Source organism: Aidingimonas halophila (genome assembly GCF_900106955.1).
In the GTDB taxonomy this organism is placed as follows: Bacteria; Pseudomonadota; Gammaproteobacteria; order Pseudomonadales; family Halomonadaceae; genus Aidingimonas; species Aidingimonas halophila.
This window is the reverse complement of sequence record NZ_FNNI01000005.1, coordinates 170106-189495: the sequence shown is the minus strand read 5'-3', so window position 1 is coordinate 189495 and position 19390 is coordinate 170106. Positions and strand designations below refer to the sequence as shown.

The window sequence follows — 19390 nt, the reverse complement described above, 5'->3', positions numbered from 1 at the left end:
TTGCGTAGATAATACCGTTACCGGTCGATCGTCGCTTCACTCCTGAGGTTTTCCAGGAGCCCTTCAATCGCCGCTTGAGCGCGGAGACGCTCCGCCATGTCCGTCACAGAGTTCTCGGGTGACTCAGCCTCGCCTTCCTGGACGCTGTCCAACGCGATCAAGGCAACCGAATCGTTGGTTGTCGCCCGACCATACGTCGACTCATCACCTTCCGGTGCCTGCAAACGGAATGCACCACGCACAATCGCTGATTCAACCTCATCATACTCGCGAGTGACATCTTCAACCCGTTGCCAGTCGATATCCAGCGACTCGCCGTTACGCAGGCTTTCCAGATGTGACTGAGCCAACTCTTCGAGAGCGTCCTGCAGCTGATCTTCCTCAACAGCAGCTTCCACCTCCTCCCTGACTTCATCCAACGACAACGTCGTCTCAGAACGGTGATCCACCACCCTCACAACGAGATGACGATCGTCATCCAGCTCAATGACTTCGCTGTTGTAGCCATTCTCCAGTACATCCTCACTGAAAGCCGCTTCCATGACACCAGACTCGCCAAGGACACCATCGGCGCCATCACGAGACACCCAATCGCTCTCCTCGAGGGGCACACCAATATCTTCGGCAACACTGGCCAGGTCATCCGCCGCAAAACTTTCATCGATCAACTGCTGGACGCGATCGTTGAACTCTTCCTCGACTTTGTCCTGCGCAACGTCATCGCGAAGCGTATCGCGCATCTCGTCAAAAGATGGCATATCCATTTCGGTGACCTTGATCAAGTGGAGACCATTATCGGTCTCCACGATATCGGAAACCTCACCCTCGTCGAGAGAAAAAGCGGCCTCATCAAACGCCCCCCCAAAAATACCGGGGGTAATGACACCAAGATCGCCACCCTCTTCCGCCGACCCGGAATCATCAGAATACTCAGCAGCCAGCTCAGAAAAATCGTCACCCTCATTAATGCGATCACGTATCTCTGCTAATTGCTCTTCAGCGTCGTCACGATCACGCTCATCCAGCGACAGCATGATGTGGGAGACTCGGCGGTCCGCATCCTGTGATCGCTCGGCATATGCATCACGTAATGCCTCTTCATCGACCTCGATATTCTCAGACAACCGCTGACGATCTACGATCACATACTCCAGCTTTACTTGCTCCGGCCGCCGATAGTCATCCTGATGCTGTTCATAATACGTCTCGATGTCATCGTCACTGACGTCAGGCATCGCCTCGAGATCATCTTCGGTAAGATGATGATAACGAAAGCTGCGACGCTGATTCTCGAGAGTATTCAAGCGTTCCGCTTCATAAGGCAACGAAAATTCACTCATCGCCAGGCCTTGTTGCAGCTGACGTTGCTGCAAATCCTGTCTAAGCCTTTCACGAAACGTAGTAGGGGTATACCCGGCTCGGGACAAGCGCTGCTGGAAGAGTTCAGAAGAGAACTCCCCATCACTATTCTGGAATTCCGACAGCGAAACGATAACCTCATCAAGCTGTTGCTTGGACAAGGTCACACCGCCATCTTCAGCATATTGCGTAAGCAGCGTCGTAGTGATCAGCTCATCCAGAATTTCCTGCCGTGCCTCGTCTTCCTCTCCTGATGAGATCTGGCCACTCTGCATCGCTCGCTGGAAATTCATGTCCAGTTCTTGGCGGGAAATGCTTTCGCCATTAACTTCCGCGATTTCGTTCTCGTCATCGCCAAACAATCCAAGCAAGGATTCAGCTCCGAACAGAGCCATAGCCAGGACGACAACGCCAATAATGATCTTGACACCCCAACTGCTGGAGCCTTCCCGGATACGTTGCAGCATGTGCTGGCCTCACACTACGCACTTAACATCAATCTCAAGTGCAAAATTCAACAGACTAACAAAAAGGCGCACCGCTCACGCGATGCGCCTGGATACGAACAACAGTGTCGAACACTATCGGGTTCTCAGTTGACCGAATCCTTGAGCGCTTTACCTGCCTTGAAACTCGGCACTTTAGCAGCATTGATCTGGATGGTTTCACCCGTTTGCGGATTACGACCCGTGCGAGCCGCACGCTCCTTGACGGAGAAAGTGCCGAAACCTACCAAAGAGACTGAATCGCCTTTTTTCAAGCTGTCCGTCACACTATCAACCATGGCATCCAAGGCACGGCTGGCAGCAGCTTTAGGAATATCGGCAGACGCGGCGATCGCTTCGATCAGCTCGGATTTGTTCACACTTCACCCCTTGACTGTTACGGAATTTGACTCTTGATTGGCGCTTTCTCAGGCTACCTTGCATTATCTATTAAAGAGACATTTTATAGCAATGCCTTGAAACAACGTCAAGCAACCTTTCTCGCCAACCCCATCATGTCAGGCTTTGCTTTCTGGCACTTGGGAAAATTATCACTAATGCGTACTAATCACTGAATGGGAAGAGACAGGATCATTTCGATGTTTTTCATCGTTTTCAATCTCAGTATTCCCAGCCAAGGCCACGTCCAGAACATCGTCAATCCAGCGCACTGGCCTTATCTCCAACGCATCCTTGATATTGTCCGGGACCTCTTTGAGGTCGCGCCGGTTTTCCTCGGGTATTAGCACAACCTTTATACCACCCCGTCGGGCCGCCAGCAATTTCTCCTTTAGCCCACCGATCGGCATGACTTCGCCACGGAGGTTGACTTCACCTGTCATCGCCACATCGCAACGAACCGGGCGCTCAGTATAGGCCGAAACCATCGCTGTCACCATGGCAATCCCGGCACTCGGACCATCCTTGGGTGTCGCACCCTCAGGCACATGGATATGCAGGTCCTCTTTCTCGAAGCGTTCCGGATCGACGCCCAGCTGCAGAGCTCGAGCCCGCACCACCGTCAGGGCGGCACTCACGGACTCCTTCATGACATCTCCCAAGGAGCCTGTCTTATTCGTGCGTCCCTTACCTGGCGTGACCACGGACTCGATATTCAAGAGTTCGCCTCCGACGGAGGTCCAGGCCAGCCCGGTAACTCGTCCAACCTGATCTTGCTGATCCGCCAGCCCATAACTGTAGCGACGTACACCAGCATACGTTTCAATATCGTTCGCTGCCAAGGCATGGGGCGCTTGAGCACCTTCCTTCTTCTCCGCCTCGAGGCGTTGGCGCAGGACCTTCCGGCAAACTTTGGCCACTTGACGCTCCAACTCACGCACACCCGCTTCACGCGTATAATAGCGAATGAGCTCCAACAACGCGTCATCACCAAAGGTCAACTCATCCGACTTGAACCCATTGGCCTTCAATTGTTTGGGAACCAGGTAACGGCGCGCGATCGCCAGTTTTTCATCTTCCGTATACCCCGGCAATCGAATGATTTCCATACGATCCAGCAGAGGTTCAGGAATATTCATCGAGTTGGCAGTGCAGATGAACATGGTGTCGGACAGGTCGTAGTCCAACTCGAGGTAGTGATCGCTGAACTTGTCATTCTGTTCCGGGTCGAGAACTTCCAACAGCGCAGACGATGGATCACCTCGATGATCCATTCCCAGCTTGTCGACCTCATCCAGCAGGAACAGCGGGTTTCTAACGCCTGCCTTGCTCATCCGCTGTACGATCTTGCCCGGCAATGAACCAATGTACGTGCGGCGGTGGCCACGAATTTCCGACTCGTCGCGGACGCCACCCAATGCCAGACGAACGTACTTGCGGTTAGTCGCCCTGGCGATCGATTGTCCCAGTGACGTTTTACCAACCCCGGGCGGCCCCACCAGGCACAGCACCGGTCCTTTGAGCTTCTTGACACGTTTCTGGACAGCCAGATACTCAAGAATGCGCTCTTTGACTTCCTCGAGTCCGTGATGGTCTTCATCCAGAACGTTGGCTGCCCTGACCAGATCATGCTTGACGCGTGTACGCTTTTTCCAGGGAACGGAAATCAGCCAATCCAGGTAGGAACGTACTACCGTTGCCTCAGCCGAGGTCGGCGCCATCATCTTCAGCTTGCCAAGCTCCTGGTTGGCTTTTTCGGCAGCCTCCTTGGGCATACCGGAATCCTTGATGGCCTGTTCGTACTTATCGGCTTCGTTCGGTGCATTTTCGAGCTCACCCATCTCCTTCTGGATGGCTTTCATTTGCTCATTGAGATAATACTCGCGCTGGGACTTCTCCATCTGATCCTTGACCCGCGAGCGAATACGCTTCTCTACCTGCAGTAGATCAATCTCGGACTCAATGAGCGCCATCAGGTGTTCGATACGGTCACGAACACGGTCCATTTCCAGCAGTTCCTGCTTGTCGTCGATCTTTAATGACAAGTGAGCACAGATCGTATCGACTAGCCGACTCGGATCTTCAATGCCTGATAAGGAACTCAGTACCTCGTTAGGTACCTTTTTGGAGAGTTTGACGTACTGCTCGAACTGATTGAGCAACACACGTACCAGTGACTCTTGCTCACGGGAACTCAGCGGCTCACTTTCTCTCAGAACGATTTCAGCTTGCGTATAGCCACCTTCGGCCAGACTGATCTTGCCGACATCCGCACGGGAATCACCTTCGATCAGCACTTTGACCGTGCCATCAGGTAGCTTCAGAAGCTGCATGATTTCGGCAACGGTTCCTACCGAAAACAAATCGGCACTGTCAGGATCATCCTGGCCCGCTTCGCGTTGAGCTACGAGAAGAACGCGTTTATCGGCTTCCATTGCCGCTTCAAGTGCCTGAATGGACTTCTCGCGGCCAACAAACAATGGAATTACCATCTGCGGGTAGACGACCACATCGCGCAACGGTAACAGGGGGAGACTCATGGTCTGTGCGTCGTGCTGCTGCATCGCAGACGTACCTCAAAGATAAAGATATTTAATCAGGTGATGGGGATGAATAGAGGCAATTCCAAGGTGTGACAACGCAAACATCACTGTTTATCCGCCGCCCATCATGTAAAAGGGGCCGCAAGGCGGCCCCTTAACTCATTAGCACGTCTTAACCGCCCTTGCCGGCCACCTTGTTCTCTTCGTGCTGAGAATAAATCAGCAACGGATCGCTTTCACCTGCTATCACCGATTCGTCGATAACCACCTTGGCCACACCCTCCAGGGAAGGCACCTTATACATCGTATCCAGCAAAACCCCTTCGAGAATGGAACGCAAACCACGAGCTCCCGTCTTGCGAGCCATGGCCTTGCCGGCAACGGCGCGAAGCGCATCCTCCCGGAAATCCAACTCCACTCCTTCCATCTCGAACAGTTTGACATACTGTTTGATCAGTGAGTTCTTGGGTTCCGTCAGAATCTGGACCAGCGCATCCTCGGACAACTCGGTGAGTGTCGCGATGACGGGTAGACGACCGACGAATTCCGGGATCAGTCCGAATTTGACCAGATCTTCGGGCTCGACATCCATGAGGACGTCTCCGACCCCTTTCTCGGTTTCCTTGCTTTTGACCGTTGCATTGAAACCGATACCACCTTTTTCGGCACGGTCTCTAATCACTTTGTCGAGCCCGGCAAATGCCCCGCCGACGATAAACAAGATATTTCCTGTGTCGACCTGAAGAAATTCCTGTTGTGGGTGTTTGCGACCGCCTTGAGGTGGAATCGACGCTGTCGTGCCCTCAATCAGCTTGAGCAGCGCTTGCTGAACCCCCTCACCCGACACATCGCGAGTAATCGACGGGTTATCGGACTTGCGGGATATCTTGTCGATCTCATCGATGTAGACGATACCCTTCTGGGCCTTCTCGACATCGTAATCACACTTCTGAAGCAACTTCTGAATGATGTTCTCGACATCCTCACCGACATAGCCCGCTTCGGTGAGAGTGGTAGCGTCGGCAATGGTGAAGGGCACATTAAGCAGACGAGCCAGCGTTTCCGCAAGCAACGTCTTGCCACTGCCTGTCGGTCCAATCAGAAGAATATTCGACTTGCCGAGTTCGACGTCGTCAGACTTCGTGTCAGCGCGAAGACGCTTGTAGTGATTGTAAACAGCAACCGACAGCACCATTTTGGCACGATCCTGCCCAATCACATAGTCATCGAGCGTATGACGCAGTTCACTTGGCGCCGGCAGCCGCTCTTCCTCGACCTCGGAATCGGCTTCAAGCACTTCCTCGCGAATGATGTCGTTGCAAAGATCGACACACTCATCGCAGATATAAACGGACGGGCCTGCAATCAGTTTACGAACTTCGTTCTGGTTCTTGCCGCAGAACGAGCAGTACAGTAGCTTGCCGCTCTCGTCCTTGCCCTTGCCGTCGGCCATTCGCGTACCTCTCGACTTGCAGCGGCCTCATGGGCTCACTGGAAAATACATGTAATTAATGCGTTGCAATCCACGCTATCAGGATGTCGGGCGCTTATCCAGCATGGCATCGATCAAGCCGTACTCGGCAGCCTGCTCACCGGTCATGAAATTATCACGATCCGTATCCGTGGCAATCGTTTCGATAGACTGGCCGGTATGGTGCGCCAGTATGGTATTGAGGCGATGCCGGATGCTCAGAATCTCCTTGGTATGGATCTCGATATCTGATGCCTGCCCCTGATAACCACCCAATGGCTGATGAATCATCATACGTGAATTGGGCAGGCAGTATCGCTTACCGGCAGCGCCGCCAGTCAGCAGAAGCGCCCCCATACTGGCCGCTTGCCCGATACAGACGGTCGATACGTCCGGCTGGATGAACTGCATGGTGTCATAGATGGACAAGCCTGCCGTCACCGCACCACCCGGCGAATTGATATAGAAATGAATATCCTTATCCGGGTTTTCGGACTCGAGATACAACATTTGCGCCACAATCAGATTGGCGGTGTAGTCCTCGACAGGTCCAACGAGGAAGACGACGCGCTCCTTCAGCAGGCGCGAATAAATATCATAGGCCCGCTCACCGCGTGCGTTCTGCTCGACCACCATCGGCACCAGGCCGCCCGCGTTTTGAATATCGAAATCGCTGCTCATCGCTGTGACGTCCTTCAACGTGCTTGGGTATTCGCATAACTGACGACGATAGGCCCCCGACCCGATCCTGGCAAGCCAGGTAAATGTCCGGGGCAGATCACCATCAGGCTTGAGTCTCGTCCTCGGACGCCTCGTTTTCATCAGCGTCATCGTCTTCAGACTGCTGCTGTGCCGCCTGAAGCGCTTCCTGATATGACATCTCGACATCCTTGACGCTGGCCTGTTCCAACAGCCTATCGACAGCCTTGTCTTCCAGGATCGACGATTTGATCTGATTCTTGAGCTGCTCGTTGTTCATATAATACTCAACGACCTGCTCAGGCTCCTGGTATTGCTGGGCAACTTCCTCGACCTTGGCCTGAATCTCGTCATCGCTGGCATCGATCTCGTTGACCTTGATGACTTCTGCCAGCAGCAAACCAACCTGTACCCGGCTTTTGGCCTGCTCGCTGAAAAGTTCATTCGGCAATTGGGAGACATCGAAATCTTCCCCCAAGCCGAATTGCTGAGCTGCCTGTCGCTTGAGCCCATCGGTTTCCTGATCGATGAGAGACTGAGGCACAGCAATATCATTGGCCTTTTTCAAGGCTTCCAGCACCTGCTGCTTGACACGATTGTCAATTGCCTTATCGGCCTCGCGCTGCATATTCTTCAGAACTTCAGCACGAAACGTCTCCTCACTGCCATCTTCCACGCCAAACTTCTCGAAAAACTCGGCGTCGATTTCAGGCAACTGCTGAGTGCTGACCTTATGAATCGTGACTTCGAAGGTTGCCTCTTTGCCAGCCAATTGCTCGGCTTGGTAATCCGTCGGGAAGGTTACATTGAGCGTCTTGTCTTCCCCGGGCTTGGCACCAACGAGCTGTTCTTCGAAACCGGGTATGAAGCTACCCGACCCCAGTACCAGTTCATGGTTGTCAGCTTTACCGCCGTCGAAGGGCTCACCATCGATATATCCCTGGAAGTCGATGGTGACCTGATCGCCCTCGGCAGCTTCACGATCGACCTCTTCCCATGTCGCGTGCTGCTTGCGAAGCGTCTCGATCATCTCATCGACATCAGCATCGGAGATATCGACAACCGGCCGCTCGACTTCGGCGCCCTCGACACCATTCAACTCAACTTGTGGGTAAATCTCCAGTGTCGCCACGAACTCGAGATCTTTACCTTCCTCGTCAACCGTCGGCTCGATTTGCGGGTACCCTGCTGGATTGAGGCTCTCCTGGGTAATCGCCTGGACATACCGCTCACGCATCATTTCACTGACGACTTCGTTGCGAACACCACGCCCGTAACGTTGACGGATCACCGACATGGGCACCTTGCCCTGACGAAAACCATTGAGACGAACGTTCTTCGCGGTGTCCTTGAGACGAGACGCGACGGCCTGATCCACCTCGCTCGCGGGCACTTGAACCTTGACGCGACGTTCGATCTGGGAGGTCGTTTCGACGGAAACTTGCATGAATAGTCCTCTACCGACTGGAGGCGTTCCAGTGAATGCGTTGAAAAGAAGATCAAAGGGGTAATTTTAAGAACCCTACACTGCGCTGGCAAGCGCCATGGTAACTATATGGGGGCGTGAATGGTGGCATTACAACCATCCAATACCGATTTTTACACCCGACATGGCGTAAAAGAGCCTCAAGCATGGCTCATGACGATGCCATGGTAACGCAGAAAAGGAATAGTCGGAAATCAGGCCAGGAAGGAGATGGGGTGGATGATGGGGATCGAACCCACGACCACCGGAGCCACAATCCGGGGCTCTACCACTGAGCTACATCCACCACGACAACAGCCGAAGATAGGGGGCACGCGTGCTGCTACGACTCGAAACGGCGGCCGGCCCGAACACGAGAAGCGAAATGGGGTGGATGATGGGGATCGAACCCACGACCACCGGAGCCACAATCCGGGGCTCTACCACTGAGCTACATCCACCACGACTGCATCACACTTCAGCAAAGACCATCAGTATCCATCCAACCAGGCAAGTGGCACGCCCAGCAGGACTTGAACCTGCAACCTACGGCTTAGAAGGCCGTTGCTCTATCCGGTTGAGCTATGGGCGCATACTACTGGTCATGTGTCCTGCAAGCAACTTACAACTGACCAACATGCCAACCGAATCAACACGTTATGGTCGGGGTGGAGGGATTTGAACCCCCGACATCCTGCTCCCAAAGCAGGCGCGCTACCAGACTGCGCTACACCCCGATGCCAGCCGCTGCACGACCTCAATGCCGCTACCACAGGCTCGCCAATGCGAGGCGTATTCTACGGATGTTTTCCCGTCGGTCAAGTCATTACGCTCACAAACGAACAGCGACTTTGCTACACACTCAGCACGTGCGAAAATCACGCCTCTTCATCCACGGACTTTGCGGGAGACATGCATGACCGCTCGACTGATCGATGGCAAGGCGATTTCCGCCCACATTCGCCAACAGGTAGCCCACCAAGTCGCTGCTCGCATCGAATCAGGTCACCGGCCACCGGGGCTGGCCGTCGTATTGGTTGGCGAGGATCCCGCTTCGGAAATCTACGTTCGCAACAAGCATCATGCGTGCGAAGAGGCTGGCCTGCTGTCGAGGCGGTATCAACTACCCTCCGATACTCGCCAGGAAGACCTTGAAGCTTTGATAGATGACTTGAATGCAGACTCTTGCATTGACGGCATTCTTCTCCAGTTGCCGTTGCCCGAACACCTCGATGCCCGCCCTCTGCTGGAACGCATTCATCCCGACAAGGATGTCGATGGCTTCCACCCTTACAATCTCGGTCGACTGGCGCAACGACTTCCCTTGTTACGCCCCTGCACCCCCAAGGGCATCATGACACTACTCCAGGAGAGCGGCCTGGCCGTGCGCAGTCTGGATGCCACGATCGTCGGTGCTTCAAATATCGTTGGCCGCCCCATGGCACTGGAACTCATGCTGGCCGGCTGCACCACAACCGTCTGCCATCGCTTTACCGAAAACCTGGCGTCTCACGTGCACCGCGCCGACCTGCTGGTCGTTGCGGTTGGCAAGCCCGGCATCGTCGATGCGAACTGGGTCAAAGACGGCGCCATTGTCATCGATGTCGGCATCAATCGGAACAGCGAGGGCCACCTGACAGGGGATATCGACTTCGAGGTGGCCTCAAAGCGAGCGAGCCATATCACCCCGGTACCGGGAGGCGTAGGCCCCATGACTGTCGCATCGCTTCTCGAGAACACCTTGTTTGCTGCCGAATTGCACGACGCCGAGTAGACGCGAAACCTCCATCAGACTCAGGCCGCCCTGGCCTCTAAAGCTTTCACTTCGCTTGTCGATAACCTTCAAGGGCCCATTCAGAAAAAAGACAAGGGAGTGAGAAAACGCATCATGAGCGATCCTATTCATGACCTGAGCCAGGGAACCCAAGGGCTGACTCCACAGCAGCGTCTGGACACGATGCTCGCCCATCTCGGCAGACAACCAGGACCGACGATGGCCGAAGAGGATGCCGCGCAGAGCGAAGACGCACCACCAACTCGCGGTGAATTGACGGCATCCCTGTCACGCATCAACGAAGCGATGCGCCCTTATCGCATATCGTTCGACATCAACAGCTATGAGAATCGCACGGTTGCCATGATCATCGACCGGAACACCGGCGAAGTGATACGCCAGATTCCGCGAGAGGAGGTGTTGCGTATCGCCGAATCATTGAGTGAAATGCAGGGACGACTCATCGACTTGAAGGCCTGATCATTTCATGCCCCCCATCTCCAGGGAAACACGTGACGACTCTCGAAGACACCTTCCTCTCCTGGTCATCTACACTGGAGGCACTATCGGCATGGTGCCAAGCAAGCGAGGCCTGGCCGCATCGCCGCATTTCGAGCCGAGGTTGAGAAACGCATTAGTGACACTGCCTCAAGAGCGTCGCGATGCCCTGCCCACATTCGATGTCATCGAGACCTCTCCTGCCATCGACTCCAGTGCCGCCTCGCCCCATGACTGGCAACGACTCGCTGACCTGGCAAAGGCTCGACAGTCAGGCTACAAGGGTATCGTCATTCTGCATGGCACCGACACACTGGCATGGACAGCCAGTAGCCTGGCATTTCAACTTCAAGGCATAGGCATACCGATCGTCGTCACAGGTGCCATGCGTCCACTTGGAAGTGACGGCAGCGATGCGCTGGATAATATCGAGGCCGCCTTGCGCTTTGCTTCTTGTCCCGAGCTTCAGGAAGTCGCGGTCTGTTTTGCAGGCAAGCTCACTCGTGCCACCAGGACACGCAAGCAGCATACGCACGCACTGGATGCATTCGACAGCCCTAACCTCGCGCCCATCGGGGAACTTGTCGATCACCACCCGGTCATCAAGCCCTCTCGGACATTAGCAGCGCAGGGGCGTCCGGCTCCACCGACTGCCGCCGATTATCAGACACTCCACCCCTCGGCAGTGGCCCGAATCGTTTTATGGCCGGGGATCGATGCGAAACTGGTCAGACAATGGCTTTCCAATGCCCATGTCCGAGGTGCGCTTCTGGAAGTCTGGGGCGGGGGGAATATTCCGGATGATAGCGCCTTGGCCAACACCCTGGCCGAAGCGTCAGCGTCAGGGCGCTTGCTGGCGGCCATCAGTCAGTGTCCCAAGGGAGAAATATCGATAGGGGCTTATGCTGCCAGCCATAGCCTGGAGAATGCCAACGTCCTGTCCGGTGGTGACATGACGCCAGAAGCGGCCATGACCAAACTGTTTCATCTTCTCGCCCTCCCCATCAGCCATGAAGCGCGTCGCCACCGGTTCATGGCATCACTCGCCGGAGAGCGATAGGCATCAAACCTGCATGTTCATGATATCCTTGTAGGCCGTCACCAGTCGGTTCCTGACCTGCACCCCCATTTCAAAGGCGACACTCGCCTTCTGCTTGTCGATCATCACATCATTAAGGGCCACGTCGGGGTCACCCGCCTGAAATGCGCGCTCCTGACTTTTCGACGCCTGCTTGAGCTCATTAATCCTCTCTATCGAAGACTGCAGCTCATCAGCAAAGCCCGTATCGCCCACTGCAGTTGAGACCTGCTGCCCTTTTTCAGGCGTCATCGATGCCTGGCTGGCCATGGACTGCATCTGCGCCAAGGCGTCTTGCATAGCGCTTGAACTCATATCCAACTCCTGCATATGAACCGAGTGACAGCAAGCCTAGCAAGTTCCAGGAATCACCAACCCCTCAATTGCCGCATAAAAAGTCGGCTTTTCTTCCCTTTAGCCTTGTCGCGTTCACGCATAATGTCGTCCATCACTCGTCCGCCCGTGGAATACCAGTCGCGATGAGCCACGTGGGATAGACGCAGACCACCGGGTCGTAGAGCAAATGAAGATTGCTGAATCGATGGATTGTGGAGCCGAAAGTCGCAATGAATCCCGTAATCACCCCCTCGACAACCGGAGGGGAGCATGAGTAACGCCGCCTCGGCCAACGAGACGACGAACAGGAATACGTCGAGTCAAGCTGCCAATGGCCGGCAAATGCTCACACGACTACAGGAACAGCTTCGCGGCAACCCTCTGGTGCCGCTGCTGATCGTTGTCGCTGCAGTCATTGCCATCATTGTCGCACTGATTCTCTGGGCGCAAAGCCCGGACTACCGCGTTCTATACAGCAATCTGGCAGAATCGGATGGTGGTCAGATCATTGATGAGCTCGATCAGCGGGAAATCCCCTATCAGCTCAGCAACGGCGGCAGCACCTTGCTGGTTCCCAGTGACCAGGTCCATACGCTGCGGTTACAGCTGGCCGAGCAGGGATTGCCTGAGGGCGGCAATGTCGGCTTCGAAATCATGGACAACCAGGCATTCGGGGTCAGCCAATTCACCGAGCATGTCAACTATCAACGCGGCCTCGAGGGTGAACTGGCCCAGTCGATGGAATCTCTCGGCCCCGTCTCCAGCGCCCGTGTCCATATCGCCATGGCGAAACCTTCTGTCTTCGTGCGTGAGGAAGAGCCCGCCAAGGCCTCCGTTGTCCTGACACTACATGGTGGACGTACATTGGGCGATGGGCAGGTCAATTCCATCGTCCACATGGTTTCAAGCAGTGTCCCCGAGCTGGCTGCCGAAGATGTCAGCGTCGTCGATCAACGAGGCAACCTGCTGTCCAAACCCGATGATGGCAACGGAGACCTCGATGGCACCCAGCTGAGTTATGTCGACGAAATCGAACGCTCCTATCAGCAGCGCGTTGAAAACATCTTGTCCCCGATCCTTGGTCGGGACAATGTTCGTGCCCAGGTCGCGGCCCAGATCGACTTTTCAAGCCGCGAAGAAACACGAGAGCAATACGGTCCCAATCAGGCGCCCAATGAAGCAGCGATTCGTAGCGCCCAGGAAAGCGCCTCATATGAAGGCGGTGATGAACTCGCGCTCGGCGTCCCCGGCGCCCTTTCCAATACGCCTCCCGGCACGGCTGCTTCCCCCATTCAGAATCCCGCTGATGGCGCAGGTGATGAAGAAGGGGATGCCGGCAATGACGACGAGGGCGCCGATGAGGAAGGAGACGAGGACAACGGTACGCCAGGACGTCAGCAGCATGATCGTGTCATCAACTATGAAGTCGACCGTAATGTCGAGCATATTCAGCATCGACGAGGCAAGGTCGATCGCCTGTCCGTCGCCGTTGTCGTCGATTACCAGGAGAGCACCAACGAAGACGGCGAGGTCGAAGCCACTCCCATCAGTGACGAGCGGATGAACCAGATTCAGGGACTGGTACGTCAGGCCATGGGCTTCTCCGAAGCGCGTGGCGATCAACTGGAGATCGTCAACAGTCCGTTCACCGACGAAGGAGAACAAGAAGCCGAGAGAGTCTGGTGGCAATCTTCCGAAATCCAGCATCTGGCATTCACTCTCGGACGTTACCTGCTTGTCGCCATCGCCGCCCTGTTGCTGTACTGGCTGATACTGCGCCCGTTCATCCGGCGTTATACCGAACAGCCGACCCTCGCACCCGCCGGCACTTATGCCATCAGCGACGACAGCGAGGATGAAGAAGATGATGACGAAGAACCACGCGAGGCAGAGTCCTATACACCACCGCGCCGTAAGGGCCCTCAACCGGCCGATTATGAGCAGAGCCTCAAGGACGTCCGTGAGATCGCCCAGGAAGATCCTCGCTTGATTGCCATGATCGTACGCAGCTGGATTAATCAAGATGACTAATTTTGCGACCCAGAAGATGTCCAGTGCCCGCCGAAGCGCCATTCTGCTTCTGGCCCTGGACGAGGACAGCGCTGCGGAAGTGTTCAAGTACCTCTCCCCCAAGGAGGTGCAGGATGTCAGCCAGGAAATGGCGACCCTGGATCAGGTGTCGCACAAGGAGATGCATCAGGTACTGACAGAGTTTCACGACGAAGCCCAGCAGTTCACGGCCGTCAACCTGCATTCCAGTGATCACATCCGCTCGGTCCTGACCAAGGCATTGGGGAACGAACGAGCCTCCAGCCTGATCGAGGATATCCTCGAAACCACCGGTACCGGCTCAGGGATCGATGCGCTAAATCTCATGGAAGCGTCCATTGTCGCCGAGATGATCCGTGACGAGCATCCACAGATCATCGCCACCATTCTGGTTCACCTCGAGCGGCATCAGGCAGCGGATATCATCGAACTGTTCGACCAGAGCCTGCGTGACGACGTCGTGCTCCGCATTGCCACTTTCAGCGGTGTGCAACCCGCAGCCCTGCAGGAATTGACGGAAGTTCTCGGCGGTATGCTGGACGGCCAGAACCTCAAGCGCAGCAAGATGGGCGGGGTCCGCACCGCAGCCGAAATTCTCAACCTGATGAATTCCAGTCAGGAGGAGGAAGTCATCGATACGGTAAGAGCCCACAGCGAGGACCTGGCGCAAAAGATCATCGACGAGATGTTCCTGTTCGAGAACCTGCTCGATCTGGACGACCGCAGTATTCAACTGGTCCTCAAGGAAGTCGACACCAACTCACTGGTGGTCGCGCTGAAAGGTGCTCCCGATGCCCTGATGGAAAAGTTCATGCGCAACATGTCGCAGCGTGCCGCACAACTGCTCCAGGAAGATATGGAATCACGCGGTCCGATACGTGTTTCCCAGGTCGAAAACGAGCAGAAAACCATTCTGCAAGTGGTCAGAAGGTTAGCAGATAGCGGCGAAATCGTCCTCAGCGGTGGAGACGACACCTATGTCTGATCCTCTCTTCTCCCATCCTCATACCAAAGGGGACCAGTGGCGCCGTTGGCAGATGGACGAACTGGGCAAGCGCGAACAAGATCAACATTCGCGTGATCGTCAGCGACGAGAGGCGATCCGGCAGCAGGCCTACAAGCGTAATGCCGAATATGAAGCGTTACGAGAAAAGGCCCGCGAAGAAGCTCGCAAGGAGGGATACCAAGCCGGATATGAAGCCGGTTACGCCGATGGGCATGCCAAAGGAGAGGAAGAAGGTCGTTCGGTGGGCCAACAAGCAATGCAAGCGCAGGCACGTGATCTTCTCGAGCCCATAACGCCATTGGCCCAGCGTTTCAGCCAGGCTCTCGAACGGCTTGACGAAGAGATAGCGAACGAACTTGTGGCGTTGGCCTTGTCGACAGGACGTCAGCTCGCCGGCGATGCGCTGCAAACCTCTCCGGAACAGATCCTCGAGCTGGTTCGGGAATTACTCCACGCCGAACCAGCGCTGACGGGCAAGCCCCGCCTGTGGCTGCATCCCGACGATCTCGATCTTGTCAAGCAGCATTTAGGCGTCGAATTCGAGGCTGCCGGCTGGCAACTTCAACCCGATGACCAGATATCACGAGGCGGCTGCCGGGCCACTAGCGCCAATGGTGAACTCGATGCCACTTGGGAAGAGCGCTGGCGAACCATCACCCGCCAAGTCAGGCATCGCTACCAGGCAACCGACTCTTCGACCGAGGACGATCAGGCATGACGCTCGTTGCGACCGCCAATCCGCACCACTCTCACTGGCAGCAGACACTGCAGCGAGTCGGTGCCCGGGTCGATCGGATTCCCCGTTACCGGGCCAGTGGTCGGATCATCCGTGCGACAGGGCTGGTGCTGGAAGCAGTCGGACTACAGGTTGCATTGGGCAGTGCCTGCCATATCGAACTGCATGCCCATGAAGGCGAACGCGGCAGACAGTTCGCGGAAGCGGAAGTCGTCGGTTTTGCCGGAGAAAAAGTGTTCCTGATGCCACTGGCCGAGTTGAGCGGTCTGGTGCCCGGTGCTCGCGTATACCCTCTTGGTGATGGAGATGCCAGCAGTGCCCGCCGCTTCCCGCTGGGAGATACGCTGCTCGGCCGTATCGTGGACGGCAACGGACGCCCGCTGGACAGCGGCCCGCCGCTTGGTGAAGCGCCGCACGCTCCGCTTGCCACACCGCCACTGAACCCGTTGAATCGTGCGCCGATCGAGACGCAGATCGATGTCGGTATCCGTGCCATCAATGCCCTTCTCTGTGTCGGCCGCGGTCAACGCATGGGGCTTTTCGCCGGTTCCGGGGTCGGCAAATCCGTGCTACTGGGCATGATGGCCCGTTACACGCAGGCGGATGTCATCGTCGTGGGATTGATCGGTGAGCGAGGACGAGAAGTCCAGGATTTCATCGACAACATCCTTGGAGAGGAAGGTCGACAACGTGCCGTGGTCGTCGCGGCGCCAGCGGACACCTCTCCGCTGCAGCGGCTTCAAGGCGCGTCCTACGCCACACGTCTGGCGGAAGATTACCGTGACGCAGGATGTAATGTCCTACTGATCATGGATTCTCTGACGCGCTATGCCATGGCGCAGCGGGAAATCGCTCTGGCCATTGGAGAACCACCGGCTACCAAAGGTTATCCCCCATCGGTTTTCGCCAAACTCCCTAATCTCGTGGAACGAGCTGGCAACGGCAAACGCGGAGGTGGCTCGATCACGGCGTTCTATACGGTTCTCACCGAGGGGGATGACCCCCAGGATCCAATCGCCGATTCGGCACGCGCCATCCTCGATGGACACATCGTACTGTCGCGAGAACTCGCTGAAGCCGGACACTATCCGGCTATCGACATCGAAGCGTCCATAAGCCGCGCCATGGGGGCCATCACTGACGGGCGGCATCAGCATCAGGCCCAGCAGTTCAAACAACTCGTTTCACGCTATCAGCGCAACCGGGACCTGATCAGTGTGGGGGCCTACAGTCCGGGACACGACCCCGACCTGGATCAAGCCGTACAGATGTACCCGCAACTCGAACGCTTCCTGCAACAAGGCATGCAAGAACGCGCCGATATTGATGCATCACAGCAAGCCATGGCGGCACTGATGGGAGGTAAGCGATGACAGACCGGACACCGCTGGACACACTGGTCGACCTGGCACGCGAAGCACGGAATAGTGCTGCGAAGGCCCTTGCCGATGAACGTCAGACCCAGCAACAGGCGCATGCCCAGATCAAGACTCTCGAAAACTATCGGCTGGAGTATGCCCGACGGCTCCAGAGCGCCATGAACAGTGGTATCGATCCGGCCAGCATGCAGAACTACCAACAATTTCTGCATTCCCTTGATGCCGCCATCGATCGCGCCCATCAAACACTGGCCCAGCAGCGGCAGCGGGTCAGCAAGAGCCAGGAACAATGGCAGCAGAAGCAACGAACGCTCTCATCGTACGATACCTTGATCTCACGACGGGAGGCGCGGGAACAATGGATACAGCACCGTAGGGAAATGCGCTTCAACGACGAAATGAGTGCCAATATGCAGCGCCGGCAACAGGGCGGCCATCAGGAAGATTCCGGGTATGGCTACTAGCCTGGTGCGGCGAGTTTCCCCCGGGTGGTGAGTGATATACGCGATAACGACAGCCAGGAAACGGCGTGTGCCGTTACCTGAATGAGGAGGCCACATGGATATTACGACATTATTGGCCGCAACCGGCAAACCCTCTGCATCGGCATCAGGGCAATCACGGGATGCCGGAGGCGACATGGATGCATTCGCCCGTCAACTGGAACACGTCAGCCGTCAGCGAGAAGGCAAGGCTGGCGATGAGGTCGATATGCCTCTGGCAACACAAGTCGATGGTGACAAGGGAGCATCCCTTTCTCTGACGCAGATCATGCAGCAGCTGGCCGACCCAGATGGGCTATCTGACGACACGATAGACAGCTTGGCTGACAAGCTGGCCACCCTGCTCGACGCGGATCAACTGGGTCCTGATGCCTTCGTCAAGAAACTGAACGATGACGCATTATTGGATGAAGGCATGCCACTCGGCGATCTCATGATCGAACAAGGGATCGACCTGGACAAACTGTCCAACGATGAAGCGTTCGCCGCCATCCAGCAGCAGTTATCCCAAATCGATGATGCCGGTCAGCTCAACCAGATTGCCGCCAGCATTGCGGATACCGGAGTTTTCGGTCGTAATGCCCAAGCTACCGTCGAGGGCCAGCCATCCCCAAGCCCCACCAGGCTGACCGGTGACGGTTTGGCTAATGCCTCTTCGCAGAATGGCAACGGTAACCAGAGCCAACTGTTGTCCCAGGAACTGCTGACCAGTCGCCATGCCCTGGCTCAGGCTCAACTGTCTCAGCAGCCCAATACGCAAGCATCGGCCATGACCGTGATGACCCAATCCGGCCAGGGGGAAGCCGAGGCTCTATGGAAGGATGTCGGTCTCCGGGACAACCCACTATTATCCAAAGGAGACGACTCTCCTCGCCATGCTGATCTTCAAGCCGGCTTGACCTCTCTCTCTTCACCGGCCCAGGGCATGACATCCGGAGCGACGTCCACGTCGGCTACCGCCATGCCCACTCCCACATTGACGCAACCTATCTCCAGCCAGGCCTGGCAGCAGCAATTGGGACAGCAGATGATCAACATGTCACGTCAGGGGGATCAGCAGGTCGACCTGAAGCTCAACCCACCTGAGTTGGGGCCGCTTTCGGTCAGCCTGAAGGTGGGTGATCAGGGCGCCCAGGCGCAATTCCTCTCCTCCCATGCACAGGTGCGACAGGCAGTAGAACAGGCCATACCACAGTTGCGTGAGGCTCTGGAAGAGCAAGGAATATCACTCGGTGAAGCCATGGTCGGGGAACATCCCCAAGGTCAGCAGCAACAAGCCGGGTTTAGCGACGAGGGTTCAGGGAACCGGGTTGCCATACCGGGAGGGAGCAGCGGATCGGTCCTCGATGAGCAGCAGACCGGTCTCATACCCGCTTCGACCGACATCAACACAAGCTTGAATGGTCGAGTCGATCTGTATGCGTGAATTCAACCATGGGCCGGTGGCACTAGCCTACATTCTTGCCAATATCCGCCGATAACCCTAGCAGAGCCGGTTACAATCATCGCAAAGCGTGAAGATAAGCGTGATAGTCCGGCTTTTTCAAACCATGGCGATGGCTTGGCTATCGCCATAATTTTCACTGCCTCCAGATCGACACCGCAAGGGC

At 56.0% G+C, this 19390-nt stretch carries 16 protein-coding genes and 4 tRNA genes; 9 read left to right on the top strand and 11 right to left on the bottom strand.

What is annotated here, in order from left to right:
• Positions 1 to 17: 17 nt before the first annotated feature.
• From BLW01_RS10950 to BLW01_RS10905, 10 genes are all read right to left on the bottom strand, one after another.
• On the bottom strand, positions 18 to 1826 hold the full coding sequence (locus BLW01_RS10950; protein WP_092569608.1) for a SurA N-terminal domain-containing protein: 1809 nt from the start codon (positions 1824 to 1826) through the stop codon (positions 18 to 20).
• A 125-nt stretch (positions 1827 to 1951) separates the two neighbouring features.
• Entirely contained in the window at positions 1952 to 2224 is a 273-nt protein-coding gene (locus tag BLW01_RS10945; RefSeq protein ID WP_092569606.1) for an HU family DNA-binding protein, read from the bottom strand.
• A 174-nt stretch (positions 2225 to 2398) separates the two neighbouring features.
• Complete coding sequence (lon, locus tag BLW01_RS10940) at positions 2399 to 4807, bottom strand: endopeptidase La (RefSeq protein ID WP_092569604.1); 2409 nt, start codon at positions 4805 to 4807, stop codon at positions 2399 to 2401.
• Positions 4808 to 4958: 151 nt separating this feature from the next.
• On the bottom strand, positions 4959 to 6239 hold the full coding sequence (gene clpX, locus BLW01_RS10935) for an ATP-dependent Clp protease ATP-binding subunit ClpX (RefSeq protein WP_092569602.1): 1281 nt from the start codon (positions 6237 to 6239) through the stop codon (positions 4959 to 4961).
• A 78-nt stretch (positions 6240 to 6317) separates the two neighbouring features.
• Positions 6318 to 6938, bottom strand: a complete 621-nt coding sequence (clpP, locus tag BLW01_RS10930) for an ATP-dependent Clp endopeptidase proteolytic subunit ClpP (protein ID WP_092569600.1) — start codon at positions 6936 to 6938, stop codon at positions 6318 to 6320.
• 103 nt (positions 6939 to 7041) lie between these two features.
• Positions 7042 to 8403 (bottom strand): trigger factor, encoded by a 1362-nt coding sequence (tig, locus tag BLW01_RS10925; protein WP_092569598.1) that lies wholly within the window; start codon positions 8401 to 8403, stop codon positions 7042 to 7044.
• 250 nt (positions 8404 to 8653) lie between these two features.
• Positions 8654 to 8728: transfer RNA gene (locus BLW01_RS10920), tRNA-His, on the bottom strand.
• 79 nt (positions 8729 to 8807) lie between these two features.
• Positions 8808 to 8882, bottom strand: a tRNA-His gene (locus BLW01_RS10915).
• Positions 8883 to 8936: 54 nt separating this feature from the next.
• Positions 8937 to 9013, bottom strand: a tRNA-Arg gene (locus BLW01_RS10910).
• Between the two features lie 68 nt (positions 9014 to 9081).
• A tRNA-Pro gene (locus tag BLW01_RS10905) sits at positions 9082 to 9158 on the bottom strand.
• A 179-nt stretch (positions 9159 to 9337) separates the two neighbouring features.
• On the opposite strand from BLW01_RS10905, the gene folD reads away from it, so the two are divergent.
• From folD to BLW01_RS10890, 3 genes are all read left to right on the top strand, one after another.
• On the top strand, positions 9338 to 10195 hold the full coding sequence (gene folD, locus BLW01_RS10900) for a bifunctional methylenetetrahydrofolate dehydrogenase/methenyltetrahydrofolate cyclohydrolase FolD (protein WP_092569596.1): 858 nt from the start codon (positions 9338 to 9340) through the stop codon (positions 10193 to 10195).
• Positions 10196 to 10309: 114 nt separating this feature from the next.
• The gene (locus tag BLW01_RS10895; protein WP_092569594.1) at positions 10310 to 10675 is read left to right on the top strand and encodes a flagellar protein FlaG; all 366 of its coding nucleotides are present in this window, start codon (positions 10310 to 10312) and stop codon (positions 10673 to 10675) included.
• A 7-nt stretch (positions 10676 to 10682) separates the two neighbouring features.
• Positions 10683 to 11753: an asparaginase gene (locus tag BLW01_RS10890; RefSeq protein WP_092569593.1), complete on the top strand. Its 1071-nt coding sequence runs from the start codon at positions 10683 to 10685 to the stop codon at positions 11751 to 11753.
• A 3-nt stretch (positions 11754 to 11756) separates the two neighbouring features.
• On the opposite strand, the gene fliE is transcribed toward BLW01_RS10890, so the two are convergent.
• Positions 11757 to 12086 (bottom strand): flagellar hook-basal body complex protein FliE, encoded by a 330-nt coding sequence (gene fliE / locus BLW01_RS10885; protein WP_092569591.1) that lies wholly within the window; start codon positions 12084 to 12086, stop codon positions 11757 to 11759.
• A gap of 291 nt (positions 12087 to 12377) precedes the next feature.
• Between fliE and fliF the strand changes: the two genes are divergently transcribed.
• The 6 genes from fliF to BLW01_RS10855 all read left to right on the top strand — a co-directional run bounded on the left by fliF (position 12378) and on the right by BLW01_RS10855 (position 19206).
• Complete coding sequence (fliF, locus tag BLW01_RS10880) at positions 12378 to 14138, top strand: flagellar basal-body MS-ring/collar protein FliF (RefSeq protein ID WP_092569589.1); 1761 nt, start codon at positions 12378 to 12380, stop codon at positions 14136 to 14138.
• Entirely contained in the window at positions 14131 to 15141 is a 1011-nt protein-coding gene (gene fliG / locus BLW01_RS10875; RefSeq protein WP_092569587.1) for a flagellar motor switch protein FliG, read from the top strand. The genes fliF and fliG overlap by 8 nt, the downstream gene beginning before the upstream one ends.
• Entirely contained in the window at positions 15134 to 15880 is a 747-nt protein-coding gene (gene fliH, locus BLW01_RS10870; RefSeq protein WP_092569585.1) for a flagellar assembly protein FliH, read from the top strand. The genes fliG and fliH overlap by 8 nt, the downstream gene beginning before the upstream one ends.
• Positions 15877 to 17271, top strand: coding sequence for a flagellar protein export ATPase FliI (gene fliI, locus BLW01_RS10865; RefSeq protein ID WP_092569583.1), 1395 nt, complete (start codon positions 15877 to 15879; stop codon positions 17269 to 17271). Before fliH ends, fliI begins: the two co-directional genes overlap by 4 nt.
• Positions 17268 to 17741, top strand: a complete 474-nt coding sequence (fliJ, locus tag BLW01_RS10860) for a flagellar export protein FliJ (protein ID WP_092569581.1) — start codon at positions 17268 to 17270, stop codon at positions 17739 to 17741. The genes fliI and fliJ overlap by 4 nt, the downstream gene beginning before the upstream one ends.
• A gap of 94 nt (positions 17742 to 17835) precedes the next feature.
• Positions 17836 to 19206, top strand: coding sequence for a flagellar hook-length control protein FliK (locus tag BLW01_RS10855; RefSeq protein WP_092569579.1), 1371 nt, complete (start codon positions 17836 to 17838; stop codon positions 19204 to 19206).
• The last annotated feature ends 184 nt before the right edge of the window (positions 19207 to 19390 follow it).